The 14,979-nt window shown below is 71.0% G+C and carries 16 protein-coding genes and 1 tRNA gene; 9 read left to right on the plus strand and 8 right to left on the minus strand.

Annotated features, from left to right (window positions below; translation table 11 throughout):
- The first annotated feature begins 25 nt into the window (after positions 1–25).
- Positions 26–104, plus strand: a tRNA-Gln gene (locus ACZ5J1_RS01545).
- Positions 105–113: 9 nt separating this feature from the next.
- On the opposite strand, the gene ACZ5J1_RS01550 is transcribed toward ACZ5J1_RS01545, so the two are convergent.
- Positions 114–416: an Rdx family protein gene (locus ACZ5J1_RS01550; protein WP_464561878.1), complete on the minus strand. Its 303-nt coding sequence runs from the start codon at positions 414–416 to the stop codon at positions 114–116.
- Between the two features lie 38 nt (positions 417–454).
- On the opposite strand from ACZ5J1_RS01550, the gene ACZ5J1_RS01555 reads away from it, so the two are divergent.
- Positions 455–1,084, plus strand: a complete 630-nt coding sequence (locus ACZ5J1_RS01555; protein ID WP_464561880.1) for a CPBP family intramembrane glutamic endopeptidase — start codon at positions 455–457, stop codon at positions 1,082–1,084.
- A 2-nt stretch (positions 1,085–1,086) separates the two neighbouring features.
- On the opposite strand, the gene ACZ5J1_RS01560 is transcribed toward ACZ5J1_RS01555, so the two are convergent.
- A complete protein-coding gene (locus ACZ5J1_RS01560; RefSeq protein ID WP_464561882.1) occupies positions 1,087–1,998 on the minus strand; it encodes an NAD(P)H-binding protein in 912 nt (303 codons plus the stop codon).
- Between the two features lie 46 nt (positions 1,999–2,044).
- Between ACZ5J1_RS01560 and ACZ5J1_RS01565 the strand changes: the two genes are divergently transcribed.
- Positions 2,045–2,443, plus strand: a complete 399-nt coding sequence (locus ACZ5J1_RS01565; RefSeq protein ID WP_464561884.1) for a DoxX family protein — start codon at positions 2,045–2,047, stop codon at positions 2,441–2,443.
- Between the two features lie 7 nt (positions 2,444–2,450).
- Here the strand turns inward: ACZ5J1_RS01565 and ACZ5J1_RS01570 are convergent, their stop codons facing one another.
- Both ACZ5J1_RS01570 and ACZ5J1_RS01575 read right to left on the minus strand, forming a co-directional pair.
- Entirely contained in the window at positions 2,451–3,221 is a 771-nt protein-coding gene (locus ACZ5J1_RS01570) for an ankyrin repeat domain-containing protein (protein ID WP_464561886.1), read from the minus strand.
- Complete coding sequence (locus ACZ5J1_RS01575) at positions 3,218–4,243, minus strand: FUSC family protein (RefSeq protein WP_464561887.1); 1,026 nt, start codon at positions 4,241–4,243, stop codon at positions 3,218–3,220. The genes ACZ5J1_RS01570 and ACZ5J1_RS01575 overlap by 4 nt, the downstream gene beginning before the upstream one ends.
- Before the next feature lie 83 nt (positions 4,244–4,326).
- Here ACZ5J1_RS01575 and ACZ5J1_RS01580 point away from each other — a divergent pair, with 83 nt between their 5' ends.
- Positions 4,327–5,538, plus strand: a complete 1,212-nt coding sequence (locus ACZ5J1_RS01580) for an oxygenase MpaB family protein (protein WP_464561889.1) — start codon at positions 4,327–4,329, stop codon at positions 5,536–5,538.
- A gap of 16 nt (positions 5,539–5,554) precedes the next feature.
- Here ACZ5J1_RS01580 and ACZ5J1_RS01585 read toward each other — a convergent pair whose 3' ends face one another.
- Positions 5,555–6,265 carry an acetoacetate decarboxylase family protein gene (locus ACZ5J1_RS01585; RefSeq protein ID WP_464561890.1) on the minus strand — a complete coding sequence of 237 codons (711 nt, stop codon included), beginning with the start codon at positions 6,263–6,265 and terminating at the stop codon, positions 5,555–5,557.
- Between the two features lie 97 nt (positions 6,266–6,362).
- Here ACZ5J1_RS01585 and ACZ5J1_RS01590 point away from each other — a divergent pair, with 97 nt between their 5' ends.
- Entirely contained in the window at positions 6,363–7,652 is a 1,290-nt protein-coding gene (locus ACZ5J1_RS01590; protein WP_464561891.1) for a M66 family metalloprotease, read from the plus strand.
- 21 nt (positions 7,653–7,673) lie between these two features.
- On the opposite strand, the gene ACZ5J1_RS01595 is transcribed toward ACZ5J1_RS01590, so the two are convergent.
- Positions 7,674–9,281, minus strand: coding sequence for a putative bifunctional diguanylate cyclase/phosphodiesterase (locus ACZ5J1_RS01595; protein ID WP_464561892.1), 1,608 nt, complete (start codon positions 9,279–9,281; stop codon positions 7,674–7,676).
- A gap of 212 nt (positions 9,282–9,493) precedes the next feature.
- Here ACZ5J1_RS01595 and glmU point away from each other — a divergent pair, with 212 nt between their 5' ends.
- Entirely contained in the window at positions 9,494–10,924 is a 1,431-nt protein-coding gene (glmU, locus tag ACZ5J1_RS01600; protein ID WP_464561894.1) for a bifunctional UDP-N-acetylglucosamine diphosphorylase/glucosamine-1-phosphate N-acetyltransferase GlmU, read from the plus strand.
- A 75-nt stretch (positions 10,925–10,999) separates the two neighbouring features.
- Positions 11,000–11,953 (plus strand): ribose-phosphate diphosphokinase, encoded by a 954-nt coding sequence (locus ACZ5J1_RS01605; protein ID WP_464564671.1) that lies wholly within the window; start codon positions 11,000–11,002, stop codon positions 11,951–11,953.
- Positions 11,954–12,051: 98 nt separating this feature from the next.
- Here the strand turns inward: ACZ5J1_RS01605 and ACZ5J1_RS01610 are convergent, their stop codons facing one another.
- Entirely contained in the window at positions 12,052–12,981 is a 930-nt protein-coding gene (locus tag ACZ5J1_RS01610; RefSeq protein ID WP_464561895.1) for an endonuclease domain-containing protein, read from the minus strand.
- 258 nt (positions 12,982–13,239) lie between these two features.
- On the opposite strand from ACZ5J1_RS01610, the gene ACZ5J1_RS01615 reads away from it, so the two are divergent.
- Both ACZ5J1_RS01615 and pth read left to right on the plus strand, forming a co-directional pair.
- Entirely contained in the window at positions 13,240–13,686 is a 447-nt protein-coding gene (locus ACZ5J1_RS01615) for a 50S ribosomal protein L25 (RefSeq protein ID WP_464561897.1), read from the plus strand.
- A 20-nt stretch (positions 13,687–13,706) separates the two neighbouring features.
- Positions 13,707–14,288 carry an aminoacyl-tRNA hydrolase gene (gene pth / locus ACZ5J1_RS01620; RefSeq protein WP_464561899.1) on the plus strand — a complete coding sequence of 194 codons (582 nt, stop codon included), beginning with the start codon at positions 13,707–13,709 and terminating at the stop codon, positions 14,286–14,288.
- Here the strand turns inward: pth and ACZ5J1_RS01625 are convergent.
- A complete protein-coding gene (locus tag ACZ5J1_RS01625; RefSeq protein ID WP_464561901.1) occupies positions 14,278–14,760 on the minus strand; it encodes a hypothetical protein in 483 nt (160 codons plus the stop codon). The genes pth and ACZ5J1_RS01625 overlap by 11 nt on opposite strands.
- Positions 14,761–14,979 lie beyond the last annotated feature (219 nt).

Genomic DNA, 14,979 nt, shown 5'->3' on the forward strand with positions numbered 1-14,979 from the left:
TCCCCGGATAAGGTCGGTGTCGCTTTCCCCGGTTGGTCTGCCGGCAGGGCCCGCCTGACTTTGAATCAGGACAAGCGACGTAGGTTCGACTCCTACCCGGGGAGCTTCCGTCGTCAGCTGCGGCTGTCCGCGTGCCCCAGCGACCGCTCCGGCGCGACCAGGTCGCGCACCCGGCGCTTCAGCTCGGTGATCTCCGGGAACCCGTCGTCCCGCTTCCGGTTCCAGACCGCCGTCGTCGTGCCGTCGACCACGACGTCGACCCGGAAGGTGCCGGACTCCTCCGTCATCGGCACCAGCGTCACCGCACCGAGCTCGTCCTCGAACGTCTGCAGCAGCTCGGCGGCGTACCACTGCGCCCGCAGCAGCCACTTGCAGCGGGTGCAGTAGCGGATCTCGATCAGCGGGCCGGACGTCACGGCCCGATCCTCGCAGACCAGCGCGTAGGTTCGACGTCATGGAGCACCGGCGTCAGGTCGTGACGATCGCCGTGCTGGTGGTCGGCGCGATCCTGCTCGGCCTCTCGCTGCGGATCGAACCGGGGAACCCCTGGTTCTACCCGGCGGGGCTGGCACTGGCCGCGGTCTGGGCGGGCGGCGCCTTCCTGTCGGGCCCTCTCCACCTCGGCCGCCTCCCACGTTGGACGGGCGAGGGTGATCCGGTCCGCCCGGTGCTCGCTCCGATCGTCGTCGGGCTCGCGCTCGCGGCGCTGTTCGTGCTCGGCGGGCTGCTCGTCCGGGAGCTGCCGGCGCTGAACGACCAGGTGAGCTCCGTCCTCGACTTCGCCGACCGCGGCTCGCTCGCCGTGCTGGTCGTGATCACCCTGGTCAACGGGGTGGCGGAGGAGCTCTTCTTCCGTGGCGCGGTCTTCGCCGCCGTACCCGCCCGTCCGGTGCTGTGGTCGACGCTCGTCTACGTGATCGCGACCGCGGCGACCGGCAACGTCATGCTCGCGGTCGCGGCCGTCCTGCTGGGCATCGTGGTCGGCCTCGAGCGTCGGGCCTCGGGCGGGGTCCTCGCCCCGATCCTGACGCACTGCACCTGGTCGTTGGCGATGCTCCTGGTGCTGCCGCTGCTGTTCGGCTGATCTCAGAGCTCGCCGCCGTCGTGCAGACGATCGGCCACCGCGCGCCGCACCGCCTCCCGGTAGGGCAGCGGCCTGCCGGGGACCAGCTCGCGGATCCGGTGATCGGTCACGACCACCTCGGTGCTCATCGAGTCGATCAGGTTGCGTCCGGTCGTGACGTCGACGTCGGTGACCAGCGCCAGCCAGTACGACGACAGCCTCGGTGTCAGCAGCGGGACCGGAACGATCGGCACGCGGCGCCCGGAGATGACCTCGGCGGCGATCTCAAGCATGTCGACGTACGTCATCGCCTCGGGCCCACCGATCTCGTAGACCTGCCCGTGCGTCCGGGGGTCGCCGACGACCCCGGCGAGGTAGCGGATCACGTCGTCCAGCGCGATCGGTTGCGTCCGGGTCGACGTCCAGCGGGGGACCACCATCGCAGGCAGGTTCTTCACCAGCTGGCGGGTCAGCTCCCAGGAGATCCCGCCGTGGCCGACCACGATCGCGGCCCGCAGCGCGGTGACCGGGACGCCGGCCTTGCCGAGCAGCCCTTCGACCTCGCGGCGCGAGCGCAGGTGGGGCGAGAGGTTCCCGTCGTCGGCGCCGAGTCCGCCGAGGTAGACGATCTGCTGCACCCCCGCCTCGGCGGCAGCCTGTCCAAAGGCCCGGGCAGCGGCAGCGTCACGCGCCTCGAAGTCCGGGTGGTCGAGCGAGTGCACCAGGTAGACGGCGACGTCGATCCCGTCGAGCGCCCGCGCCAGCGACGCAGGGTCCCCGACGTCGGCACCGACCGCGGTGCCTGCGCCGTCGTAGCGCTCCGGGTGCCGGGTCATCGCCCGAACGCCGATGCCACGATCGACCAGCTCGGCCGCCAACCGGGACCCGACGAAGCCCGTCGCGCCCGTCACGAGCACCGTCTCGGCATCGGCCATGAGGTCGAGCCTAGGCCGGGCTTGCTCACCCACCTAGGCTCACGACATGGCCATCGCCCGCACCGCCGCCCGGATCGCGCTCGGCTCGATCATGACCTTCGCCGGCATCACGCACCTGACCACGGCGCGAGAGGAGTTCCGCGCTCAGGTGCCCGACTGGTTCCCGGCTGACGAGGATGTCGTCGTCCTGGCCTCGGGCGTGGCCGAGATCGCGCTCGGCGCCTCGCTGGCCCTGCTGCCACGGCGCAAGGCCCGGATCGGCGCGGCCCTCGCGGCCTTCTTCGTGCTGATCTTCCCGGGCAACATCGCGCAGTACGTCGAGAAGAAGGACGGCTTCGGCCTCGACACCGACCGCAAGCGTCTGGTGCGGCTCTTCTTCCAGCCGGTGCTGGTCGCCTGGGCGCTCTTCGCCGGCGGGATCTGGCCCCGCCAGCGTCAGTCCTGACCAGGAATCAGCCGCGCAGCAGCGCCGCGATCGCGGTGTAGCCGCGTCGCTGCGCGTGCTGCAGCGGCGTGACGCCGTCGTGGTCGGCGATCGACCGGTCGGCTCCGGCCTCCAGCAGGATCCTCACGATCTGCTGGTACCTCCGACCGCCGTCGCCCAGGATGATCGCCTCGAGCATCGCGGTCCAGCCCAGGTCGTTGACGTGGTCGATGTCGACGTCGGTCTGCACGACGCGTCGGATGTAGTCCACGTGGCCGCGCTCGCCCGCCGGGATCGGTGACAGGCCGCCGTACCGGTTCTTGATCGTCAGGTCCGGGTCGGCAGGCAGCAGCGCCTCCAGCATCGCGACGCTGCCGGTCACTCCGGTCACCAGCCACGGGGTGTCGTGCCGGTCGTCGAGCGCATCGGGATCGGCGCCGGCGGCGACGAGGACCTGCGCCACCTCGACGTGGTCCTCGGTCGCGGCGATCAGGAGCGCGGTCCGCTCACGCCGGTCGCGCGTCTCGATGTCGGCTCCCGCCTGGAGGGCGAGGGCGGCGGCATCCGCGTCGCCGCGTCGGGCCGCGCGCAGCAGTGCGGCGTTCGGGTGGGCCGGCAGCGGCGTGGGGGTCATGGTCACCGAGATCCTCTCCGTCGGGGTCGGGGTGGGCGTCGAGGTGGGTGTCGGAGTCAGGGAAGGCTCGGGCGTCCGGGTCGAGGTCGCCTCGGTGCCCGTCCCGCCGCAGGCAGCGAGCAGCAGGGCGAGGAGCAGCACCCCCGCCGTCGATCGTCGTGTCATCGGTCCGTCCGTTCTCGTGTCAGCCACGCCACGACCAACCCGATCGCCACGCCGAGCACCGACTCCACCAGCCGGTCGAACAGCAGGTCGTCGACGGGCTCGGGATGAGCCAGGTGCCCCATCAAAAGTGCCAAAGGGGTGATGACGATCAGGGCGAGCGCGTAGTTGCGCACCACCAGGAGCTCCGCGCTGGCCTGGAGAGCAGCGGCCAGGAGCACGGCCGCCAACGGGCTGATCCCGAGGCTGAGGACCACCCAGGCCAGGCCGAGCCCGACCAGCGTGCCCAGCAGTCGCTGCACCCCACGGACGGTCTGCGCCCGCAGCCGCGGCACGCTCAGCGGTACGACGGCGCCGACCATCGCCCAGTACGGGTGGCCGATCCCCAGCAGCGTCGCGATCGCCCCGGACAGCACGACGGCGACGGCGACCCGCACCACGTGCAGCGTGTAGCGCTCGGCCTGCAGCGGCATCGCGTGCCGACCGTGGTGCTCCTCGCGGGGCAGTCCCCGCAGCAGCTCCTCGAGCCGGCCGAGTCCGAGCGCGAACGCTGCGGTGCCACCCGAGATCAGGATCGCCGCCAGCAGGTCGCCGGGCACGCTCGGTCGGGCCGAGCAGGCGCCGGCGGCGAAGACCGCGAACAGTGGCCCGGGCGGGATCCAGCGGTAGCGGTCCGACAACGACGCGGCGACCGCCGCCCAGAACGCCGTCGCCGGCAGCGCCAGCCAGGCACGCTCGGGGCTGAGCGAGACCGCCGCCCCGGTGACGGTCGCGCCGACGAGGACGGCTCCACCGGCGAGCTGGCGCCGCCACCGCCCGCGGTACGGCAGCGCGCCGCCGTACACCGCGGTGAAGGCGCCGAAGGTGGCGTAGAGGCCCCAGCTGATCCGGTCCGTGCCGAGCAGGATCAGCAGCGGCACCAGGACGCAGATCGAGGCCCGGGCCGCGACCCAGCGGGTGCCGTGCGCCGCGCGGATCTCGGTCAGGTCCTGCAGGGCCGCGTGGGCTGGGTGCGCCGGTCTCATCGGGTCCAGCATCTCAAGTTCCGCCGGCGATTTCTGACCGGGAGCCTTGTCAGAACACGTTCCACCCTGCTTGTCTCGGCAGCGTGACGACGACCCGATCGGCTCCCTCGGCACTGCCGCACACCGACCTCGCCCTCCAGCGGTACGGCGACCACGGCCGCGCCTGGTTGGACGCGATGTGGCACGCCGACCCGCTCGCCGACGCCGTGGTCAACGATCCCGCCGGGCCGGCGGCGGCCCACGCCGTCCGCACCCTGATGACCGAGGGACTCGGCGCCGTCACCGACCCGCCGCCGACCGTGCAGGCGCTGCTCGACCAGCTCACCACCGAGCCCGCGTGGCTCGACCGCGACCGGCTCGACCGGGCCGCCGACGTGCTGGTGCGCTACTCCGCCCAGTGGGGCCTGGTGCTCGGGGCCGCGTCCCTGCTGCGCGGCGCCGAGAACTGGATCGCCGCCAAGCCGCTCCTCCTCACCGGCCGCTACGGACATCAGCCGGCGGTGCGGTCGATCGAGGTCGGGGAGTGGCTCTCCCACGTCGTCCGCCCCGGCGGGATGGCGATCGACGCCCCCGGCTTCCAGCACACCGTCCGCGTCCGGATGATCCACGCGCACGTGCGCCGCTTCATCAGCACGGGCAGGTCGCCCGAGCCGTGGGACACCGACGCGTGGGGCGTGCCGATCCCGCAGCCCTACATGGCGTTCACGCTCGCCGAGTTCGGCCACATCTCGCTCGAGGCGATGACCCACCTCGGCGTCCGGCTCCGCCCGGACGAGCTCGCGGACATCTACCACCTCTGGCGCTACGTGGGCCACGTGATCGGGGTCGAGGACGCGCTCAACCCGCACACCGAGGCCGACCACATCCGGATCGAGGAGCTCTACAGCCTCACCTCGCCCGGCCCGGACGAGTACAGCCGCGACTTCGTCAAGGCACTCACCGAGGACTACCTCGCCCTCCAGCTCGCCACCCTGCTGCGTGGCCCCGAGTCGTTCCGGATCGACGTCGCCACCCGGCTGATGTACGGGATGGCGCGGATCTTCCTCGGCCAGCGAGCCGCTGACGCCCTCGAGATCCCCGACGGCTCCGCCAAGTACGTCGTCCGCGGACTGCGGCCGGCCCTGTTCGTCGCTGACCAGGCGCGGCTGAAGATCCTCGGCCGGGACCGGGTGACCGCGCGGGGCTACGCCGCCCGCGACGTCGAGCTGGCGCGGTTGAAGGCGGAGAACGCCATGACCCACGACCTGGTCGACGCCGTCCCCGGCGCGGTCGGTCGCCCGGCCGAGGTCAGCTGAGAGGTCAGCTGCGAGGTCAGCTGAACTTGGTGGCGCCGAGCGTGAACTCGGTGTCCTCCAGGAACACCCCGAGGTGCCGACCGGAGGTCAGCCACGAGCCGAGGTCACCCTCGGAGCGGACCTTCACGGTGACCAGCGCCGGCCGCATCCTGCCCTTCATCTCCAGCCGCGCGGTACCGATCCGGCCGTCGGCGAACTGCTGCCGGGTGATGCCCTTGGACTTCATCGGGATCGCGGGGCCGATGGCACGGGGTGTGGCCGAGACCTCCCAGCCCAGGCCGCTGTCGGAGGTGGCGGTGATCGAGGAGCCGCGGGTGGGGGAGCCGTCGAACCGGGCCAGGGTCTTGGGCATCGCCCAGTTCTCCCGGCCGCCGACGATGCTGGTGGGGGAGTCGACCGCCATGAACGCGACGTTGATCCAGTTCGACCGACCGTCGCGCGCGGCGAGCGCACCGAGCACCTCGTCGTAGGGGCCGACCGGGGTGTCGGCGTACCGGACGAATCCGCCCAGCGTGGCCACGGCTTTGTTCGGCTGCAGTCCGGGCGCGAACGCACCCGAGGCCGCGGCGCTCGCCCGACCCAGCCACATCAGGCCCGAGCACTGGCACGTCCAGGACGCCGGTGACTCGTTCAGCGGCAGGGTGTCGATCAGCGCCTGCGGCAGGACGGACTCGACCAGGCCGGGCAGGTCGCTGAGGTCGGGGCGCGGAGCAACGCGGTCATCCATGACATCGATGCTGTCACAGTCGAGCCTGCCTGACGAGAACCGGTTCCACTTTCCCGTTCTGCTTCGCGGGCGCCCGAACCTCCCTAGGCTCGGCGCCATGGCGTCACTCCCGGTTCGTGGGGTGCTGGTCGGCGCCCTGATCGCTCTGCTTGCTCCGGCCGCACTCGGACTTCGACCCGCCCTGGCGGACTACCCGGCCCCGGTCCTCCAGACCAGCGTCGACGACGGGGCCACCGTGGTCCGCGGCACTGACGTCACCGTGGCCGTCCAGAACCCGGGGACGACGTACCCGCTGGTGGCGACCTGGAGCCTGGACGACACCGAGATCGACCGGGGCGAGTGGTCGCCCGGCGACGTCGACCCGCCCTCCTGGGTGTTCAGCACCGCTCAACCGGGGGAGTACGACCTCGAGGTGACCCAGGTCATCGGCGACCCCTACGACCCCGCCGTCCCGTGGCAGGCCGCGTTCCACCTGACCGCGGTGCTGCCCGCGCCCAAGGCGCAGGTGATCACCGCTACCTACCCGGCGACGACGCACGCCCTCAACGCCAGGGCGGCGATCACCGGCGAGGTCCGCACCGACACCGGCCTCCTTCGTCCCGGAGTGCCGGTCGCCCTGCAGGTGTACGGCGGCGGGCGCTGGAACACCACCGACATCCGGACCACCAGCGACGCGGCGGGGCGCTACGCGCTGACCGCGCCGACCTTCTTCTACGGCGCCCACACCTACCGTCCGATCGCCCTGGCCGCGGGCGGCCTCCCCGCGGCGACCCCCGTCGCGGCGGCCGCGATGACCGTCCGGCTGCCCTACACGCCGCGGGGGAGTGCCAGCGCCTACACGATCGCGGACCGGCCCTGGAACCCGTGCCGCGCGATCCCGGTCTACGTGAACATGACCGGCGCCAAGAAGGGCTTCACCCTCAGTCTGGTCAGCCAGGCGATCGCTCGGGTCGCGGCCGCCTCGGGGCTGCGGCTGCGCTACGCCGGCGCCACCAAGATGGTCCCGCTGAGCCGCAACGACGACCGGGTCGACCGCCGCACCGGCATCTTCATCGGCTGGGCCAGCCCGGCCCAGGTGCCCTCGCTCCGCGGCTCGGCGACCGTCGGCCAGGGCGGGTTCGCCTACGGCGGTGGTCGGGTCGCCGGGTACGTCGCCCTCGACCGCAGCCAGAAGAAGTGGAAGGCCGGCTTCGGTGGGACCGGGACGCGCGCCGGCAACCTCACCGTCGGAGGCGCCCTGCTGCACGAGCTCGGGCACGCGGTCGGACTCGGGCACAGCCGCGATCCCTATCAGGTGCTCTACCCGATGGGAGCGCGCGGCGGATCGGAGTGGGGACGCGGTGATCTGGCCGGGTTGAGCCGGATCGGGCTCCACGGCGGCTGCTAGCGAGGTCCGACCTGGACGACCTCAGCGAGGTCCGGGCCGCCCGAACAGGTAGCCCTGCACCAGGTCGTACCCGAGCCGGCGAAGCACCGCGGCCTGGTGTGCGGTCTCGACCCGCTCAGCGATCACGTCGACCCCGAGCGAGCGGGCCATCGTGATCACCGCCTCGAGGATCGGAGCCTCGTAGCTGTCGGGCTGGATGGCCTGCAGCAGCGCGCCGTCGACCTTGATCAGGTCGATTGGCAGCTCGGTCAACCGGCGCAGCGAGGAGTAGCCGGCGCCGAAGTCGTCCATCGCGATCGTGATCCCGAGCTTGCGGAAGCCGTCGACGGTCTCGAGGACCCGCGGGTCCTGGTCGTCGAAGACGCTCTCGGTCACCTCCACGATCAGCAGGTCCGGGGGCATCGACCAGCGGTCGAGCAGGTCGGCGATCTCGGCGACGAACCCGTCCGCTCGCAGCTCGTGGATGGAGACGTTCACCGTCACCGGGATCCGCGGGCCGGCGCTGGTCATCACGATCCGGGCCGCCTCCTCGCGCACCCAGGCGCCGACCGCGTGGATCGCGCCGGTGCGCTCGGCATCGGGGATGAAGTGGTCGGGCATCACCAGGCCCTTGGTCGGGTGCAGCCACCGGACCAGTGCCTCGTGGGCGACGACCTGGTCGGAGCTGAGCCGGATCACCGGCTGGAAGTGCAGCAGGAGCTCGTTGCGCGCCACGGCGCGTTCGATCTCGCGGCCGCGGCGGGCCGGGTCGCCGTGCACGATGGTCCGGTCCCGGCCGGCCACCTTGGCCTCGTACAGCGCCGCGTCGGCGCGTCCGATCAGGATCGAGACCGAGTCGTCGGGCCGCCCGGCCGCGACGCCGGCGGAGACCCGGATCCCGGGCGGGGTGAGCGCCCGCAGCTCGTCGGCGATGTCGCCGGCCTGGCCGAGGGAGTAGCCCGGCAGGAGCACCGCGAACTCGTCGCCGCCGTACCGTCCCAGCACGGCGGCCGTCGGCACGGATCCCGCCCACGCCTCGGCGCAGGCGATCAGCGCCCGGTCCCCGCGGACGTGGCCGCCGGTGTCGTTGATCCGCTTGAACTCGTCGATGTCCAGCACGACCAGGGAGAGTGGCACCCGCAGCGAGTCGGTCCGACGCAGGTGCGCGATCTCCTTGTCCATCCGGCGGTCGAGGCCGCGCCGGTTGAGCAGGCCGGTGAGCGGGTCGACCTCGGCCGCTTCGGCGATCCGGGTCAACCACGCCATCACGACGCCGAGGACGATGCCGACCCCGCCGAGCACGACCAGGCCGCCGATCGGCAGGCCGACGCGGATCATCGAGACGGAGCCGAGCAGGTAGATGAAGGCGACCTGGGCGCTCGCCTCGCGCAGCGGGAACATGAAGATCGCGTCGATCAGGGCGAACGCCCAGATCGTGCTGATCGCGAGCGAGGCGACCCCGCCGCCGGCCAACAGCACCTCGAGGCTGACCAGGATCGAGCCCAGGGCGACGAGCCAGTGATAGCGCCGCCGGGGAATCCGGTTGCCCCAGCGCAGGGTGGCGAGGGAGACGAACGCGGCGCCGATCGCGATGGCGGCCATCGGCCCACGGGCCAGGTCGCCGTCGAGGGTGAAGATCCCGGCGAGCACGATCAGGCAGCCGGCGAGGTAGAGACTGCCGGTGGTGAATTGGAGCGCGCGAATACCCCCGAGCGATGGCGCTTCTCCCCATGCTCGCGACAGATTCAGGCCGAGCGCTGAGCCCCCATGAACTGTGTCCACCCACAGTCCTCTCCGTGCGTTTCCCAGCATCATCCATCGCGGCGGAGGAATCCGTCAGTTGTTTCTCTAGACTTTGCCAAGTGACGAACCAGCTCACCGTCGTGGTCCTGGCCGCCGGAGGCGGCACCCGGATGAAGTCCTCGACCCCGAAGGTGCTCCATCACCTCGCGGGTCGCTCCATGGTCTCGCACGTGCTGACCGCCGTCGCCGGGCTCGACCCGGCGCAGGTGGTCGCGGTGATCGGGCACCAGCGCGAGCTGGTCGGTCCCCACATCAGCGAGGACTTCCCGCACGCGATCCTCGCCGTCCAGGAGGAGCAGCTCGGCACGGGCCACGCCGTCGCGATCGGCCTGGCCGGACTCCCGGACACCACCGCGCTCGAGGGCACCGTCCTGGTCGCGTACGGCGACACGCCACTGCTCTCGACCGCGACCCTGGCCGGCCTCATCGCCGACCACGAGGCGGCCGACCGAGCGATCACGGTGCTGACCGGCGTGGTCGACGACCCGACCGGCTACGGCCGGATCGTGCGCACCGCCTCCGGGTCGGTCAGCGGCATCGTCGAGCAGAAGGACGCCTCGGTCGAGGAGCAGGCGATCACCGAGGTGAACTCGGGGATCTACGCGTTCTCGGCCTCGTTCCTGCGTCAGGCGGTCGGCCGGATCGGCAACGAGAACGCGAGCGGTGAGTTCTACCTGACCGACGCCGTCGGCCTCGCGGTCACCGACGGACTCGGCGTGGGTGCGGTCGTCGTGGCCGACACCCTCGAGATCGAGGGCGTCAACGACCGGGTCCAGCTGGCGGCTCTGGGCCGGGCCTTCAACGACCGGATCCTCACCGGCTGGATGCGCGCCGGGGTCACGATCGTCGACCCGGCGACCACCTGGATCGACGCCGACGTCGAGCTCGTCCCCGACGTCACGCTGCTTCCGGGCGTCCAGCTGCACGGCGCCACCTCGATCGAGACCGGCGCGACCATCGGGCCCGACTCCACCCTGCGCGACACCGAGGTCGGGGCCGGCGCCTCGGTGGTGCGGACCCAGGCGCTGCTCGCCGTGATCGGGGCCGACGCGACCGTGGGGCCGTTCACCTACCTGCGTCCCGGCACCGTGCTCGGCGAGCGCGGCAAGATCGGTGGCTTCGTCGAGACCAAGAACGCCGTCATCGGCGCGGGCTCGAAGGTGCCGCACCTCTCCTACGTCGGCGACGCCGAGATCGGCGAGGCCACCAACATCGGGGCGGGCACGATCTTCGCCAACTACGACGGGGTCAACAAGCACCGCACCACCGTCGGCTCGCACGTCACGAGCGGCTCCAACGTCACCCTGGTCGCCCCGGTGACGATCGGTGACGGAGCCGCCACCGGCGCCGGCACCGTGGTCCGCGACGACGTCCCGCCGGGCGGGCTCGCACTCTCGGCCGGCCCCCAGCGGGTGATCGAGAAGTGGGCCCAGTCACGTCGCCCCGGGACCGCCCAAGCCGATGCAGCCGATGCTGCTACCGATCGTTAGACTCCCGTTCATCACCCCAGCGGCCTGCAAGGAGCCCACGTGCCGAACGTGAAGAAGACCACCGAGAAGCACCTGATGGTCTTCAGTGGACGGGCACACCCGGAGCTCGCCTCCGAGGTCGCCGACCTGCTCGACACCGAGATCGTGCCGAGCAACATCTTCGACTTCGCCAACGGCGAGACCTACGTCCGGTTCCAGGAGTCGGTCCGTGGCTGCGACGCGTTCGTGCTGCAGAGCCACACCACGCCGATCAACAACTGGATCATGGAGCACCTGATCATGGTCGACGCGCTCAAGCGCGCCTCGGCCAAGCGGATCACCGTCGTGATGCCGTTCTGGGGCTACTCCCGTCAGGACAAGAAGCACCGCGGTCGGGAGCCGATCTCGGCCCGCCTGGTCGCCGACCTGTTCAAGACCGCCGGCGCGGACCGGATCATCACCGTCGACCTGCACGCCGACCAGCTCCAGGGCTTCTTCGACGGCCCCGTCGACCACCTGATGGCGCTGCCGATCCTCACCGACTACATCAAGAACAAGTACGGCGACGGGCACCTCGGCGAGCTCGCCGTGGTCTCCCCGGACGCTGGCCGGATCAAGGTCGCCGAGAAGTGGGCCGCCCGCCTCGGCGGCGTACCGTTGGCGTTCATCCACAAGACCCGTCGCACCGACGTCGCCAACGAGGTCGTCGCCAACCGGGTGGTCGGTGACATCGCAGGCAAGGTCTGCGTCCTCACCGACGACATGATCGACACCGGTGGCACGATCGTGAAGGCCGCCGAGGCGCTCATCGCCGACGGCGCCGCCGGCGTGATCATCTGCGCCACCCACGCGATCCTCTCCGACCCCGCCGTCGACCGGCTCAAGAACAGCCCGGCGATCGAGGTCATCGTGACCAACACGCTCCCGGTGCCGGACGAGAAGCAGTTCGACAAGCTGACCACCCTGTCGGTGGGCCCGATGGTGGCTCGCGCCATCCGCGAGGTCTTCAACGACGGCTCCGTCACGTCGATGTTCGACGGCCACGCCTGACCCTCCTCACCCCTGCTCCAACCCCGCACATGTGGGGTTGGAACACTTCGATCACCGAGGGGCGTCGTTCCAACCCCACATTGGTGCGGATGGAGCACTCAGTCAGCGACCTGGCGCCCGAAGTGTTCCCTCCAGGCCGGGGCGAGCGCACGAGGGAGACCGCGCGTGCCGCGCTCGCGCAAGGCGTCGGTGACGCGTTCGAGGGTCTCGCCGGGGGTCGTGTAGATGTCGCGGGCGACGAAGACGAGGAAGCGCCAGCCCTCCCGCTCGATCGCCTCGCGGCGCCGGAGGTCGGCCTCCCACTGCTCCTTGCGCTCGATGTGATGCCGTCCGTCGTACTCGACGATCACCTTCGCGTCGGGCCAGCACAGGTCGAAGCGCCGACTGGCTCCGTTGATCACCTGCGCGAGGTTCACCTGCGGCTCGGGCAATCCGGCGAGGACGATCAGCAGTCGGAGTCGCGTCTCCATGGGCGAGTCCACGTGCTCACGCACGAGGTCGGCCGCACGGCGGGCCGCGGCCGCCCCGGGGCCAGTCGCGCGCTCGCAGTGCTGACGTAGTGCTGACAAGGTCGCGTCCGCGTTGCGAACGAGGTGATCGCCGACCACGACGAGGTCCACCAGAGTGAGCATCGAGGCCAGCTCGACGAAGACTTGCTCGGGGCGGGAGATGAGGACGTCGCCGTACTTCATGGCCGGCGGCGGGGTCGTGGAGTGGTGACAGGTGAGCCCGGACCGCGTCCTGCGTGCTTTCCGATCGGTGACGGTGACGTGTTCCCCGGGGAGGTGGGGCAGGGGAAAGCGCCAGTGCCGTGCCGCGGTCGCATGGCTGGCGATGGCCCCCGGGCCGCTGGCCAGGACGGCCGCCCGGGCGGTGAGGAACGGTGTCATCGGGACCTGGCTCGAGATGTAGATCCCGCGATGAAGGCTGCGGAAGGCTGGGGAGCGCAGCTCGTTCTTGTCGATCCCGGCCGCGCGTGCTTGCGCGACGGTGAAGGGCTGACTGAGGTCGAGCGCCGGCGATGGCATGAGCCTCACGCTGCCCGATCTTCGCGCCACGCGTCGGCGCTCATCCACAGGGCCGGTCTTGCGCGGCTCGCCCGGATTGGCGTAGGGCGGCACTCGCTCCTAGACTCTTGCAGTCGCTTTGGCGAGGGAGGACAAACTCCGTGATCGACTGGGCCGGCAGCTTTCTCAGCGCCGCGCGTCCATGTCCGCGCGGCGTTCGTCGTCTCTCGGCCAGAGCACCACACGTTCGCTCATTCCCCATGAACCGCAGGAGACATCATGTCTGAGAAGCTCACCGCCGAGACCCGCACCGAGTTCGGCAAGGGTGCCGCCCGCCGTGCCCGCCGCGAGGGTCGCATCCCCGCCGTCATCTACTCGGCCGGCAGCGACGCCACCCACATCACCCTGGCGAGCCACGTGACCACGATGGCCCTGCGCCACGGTGGCGTGCACGCCGTCCTCGAGCTCGACCTCGACGGCAAGACCCAGTTCGTCAAGACCCAGGCGATCCAGGTCGACCCGCTCAAGCGCGTCATCGAGCACATCGACTTCCTGGCCATCGACGCCAGCGACGTCAAGGCCGTCGAGGCTGAGGTCGCCGCCGAGGAGGCCGCCGAGGAGGCCGCTCACCAGGCCGCCGCCGAGGCTGCTTCGCACGAGACCCACACCAACGACGCGACCCTCGACGCCCCCGTGGCCGAGGACGCCGAGTCCGCGTCCGAGTGACCTGCGCTCACTGACGCATCATGAGTGACGACGCATGGCTCGTCGTCGGCCTGGGCAACCCGGGACCGTCGTACGCCGGAACTCGTCACAACATCGGCTACCTCGTCAATGACGAGCTGGCCACCCGCCTCGGTGGCTCTTGGAAGAGCCATCGGGCGGGGCGCTCCGACATCATCGAGGGCCGCCTGACCATGGGCGGCCCTCGAGTCGTTCTCTGCCGACCGAAGTCGTACATGAACGAGGTCGGCGGCCCGGTCAAGGCGACCGCGCAGTTCTACAAGATCGAGCCCAGCCGGATCATCGCGATCCACGACGAGCTCGACATCGACTTCGACACCATGCGGGTCAAGCTGGGTGGCGGCGACAACGGGCACAACGGGCTCAAGTCGATGCGCTCCAGTCTCGGCACCGGCGACTTCTACCGGCTCCGGGTCGGTATCGGCCGCCCGCCGGGTCGCCAGGACGTGGCCGACTTCGTGCTCTCGAACTACTCCAGCGCCGAGCGCAAGGTGCTCCCGTTCCAGGTCGACACCGCCGCCGACGCGGTCGAGTGCCTGATCAACGAGGGTCTGGACAAGACCCAGTCCCGCTTCAACTCCTGACGCGTCGCATCGCCGCGCGTCGCGCCGCCTGGGTCGCAGCCTTCGCGGCCCGCTGCTTCGCCACCCGCGGCAGCTCCTTCTGTACGGCGTCCTCGAGCCGAGCCTGCCCGTCGGCTCGTGCCGCCCGCTGGGCCGAGCTGTTCGCACAGTCCGAGGCGAGCTCGTAGGACTCGTCGGTGCACGAGGCCACGCCCGTCCCGACCGCGTGAGCGGGCAGGCGCACCGTCACCGATGCGGTCCGGGTCGCCCGTGCCTTCCGGCCCTGGTGGTGCACCACGACCGTCCGGGTCGCCCGCGCGCTGACCGACGCAAACGTCGTCATCGGGACCTGCCGCTGGGCCGTCACCGTCACCGGGCCCCCGTCGGGCGTCTCGGCCGGGGTCGACTCCGCCTGGGCGGGGTTGGCGAGTCCCAGGAGAGCGCTCGTGGCGACCAGCGCGAGCACCGCGGTGGCCTGCTTCGTCCGGTGCATCACCGGGGACCTTGTTCCCATCACGACAATCAAACGACCGAACGGCCCGTCCGTGATCGGGTTGGCTCCGAATCAGGACAGAAGTCCCGGGGGTCCGGTCCCTGTCGCTAGTCCTCCTGGAGGGGAACCGGGTAGTCCGAGCGGAAGAATTAACCGGGCGGATCCCTAGGCCTTCACTCAGGAAAATGTCAGAGTGGAACTCTCTCGGGGGTTCGATCG

The sequence above is a fragment of the Nocardioides sp. JCM 18999 genome (assembly GCF_055391175.1).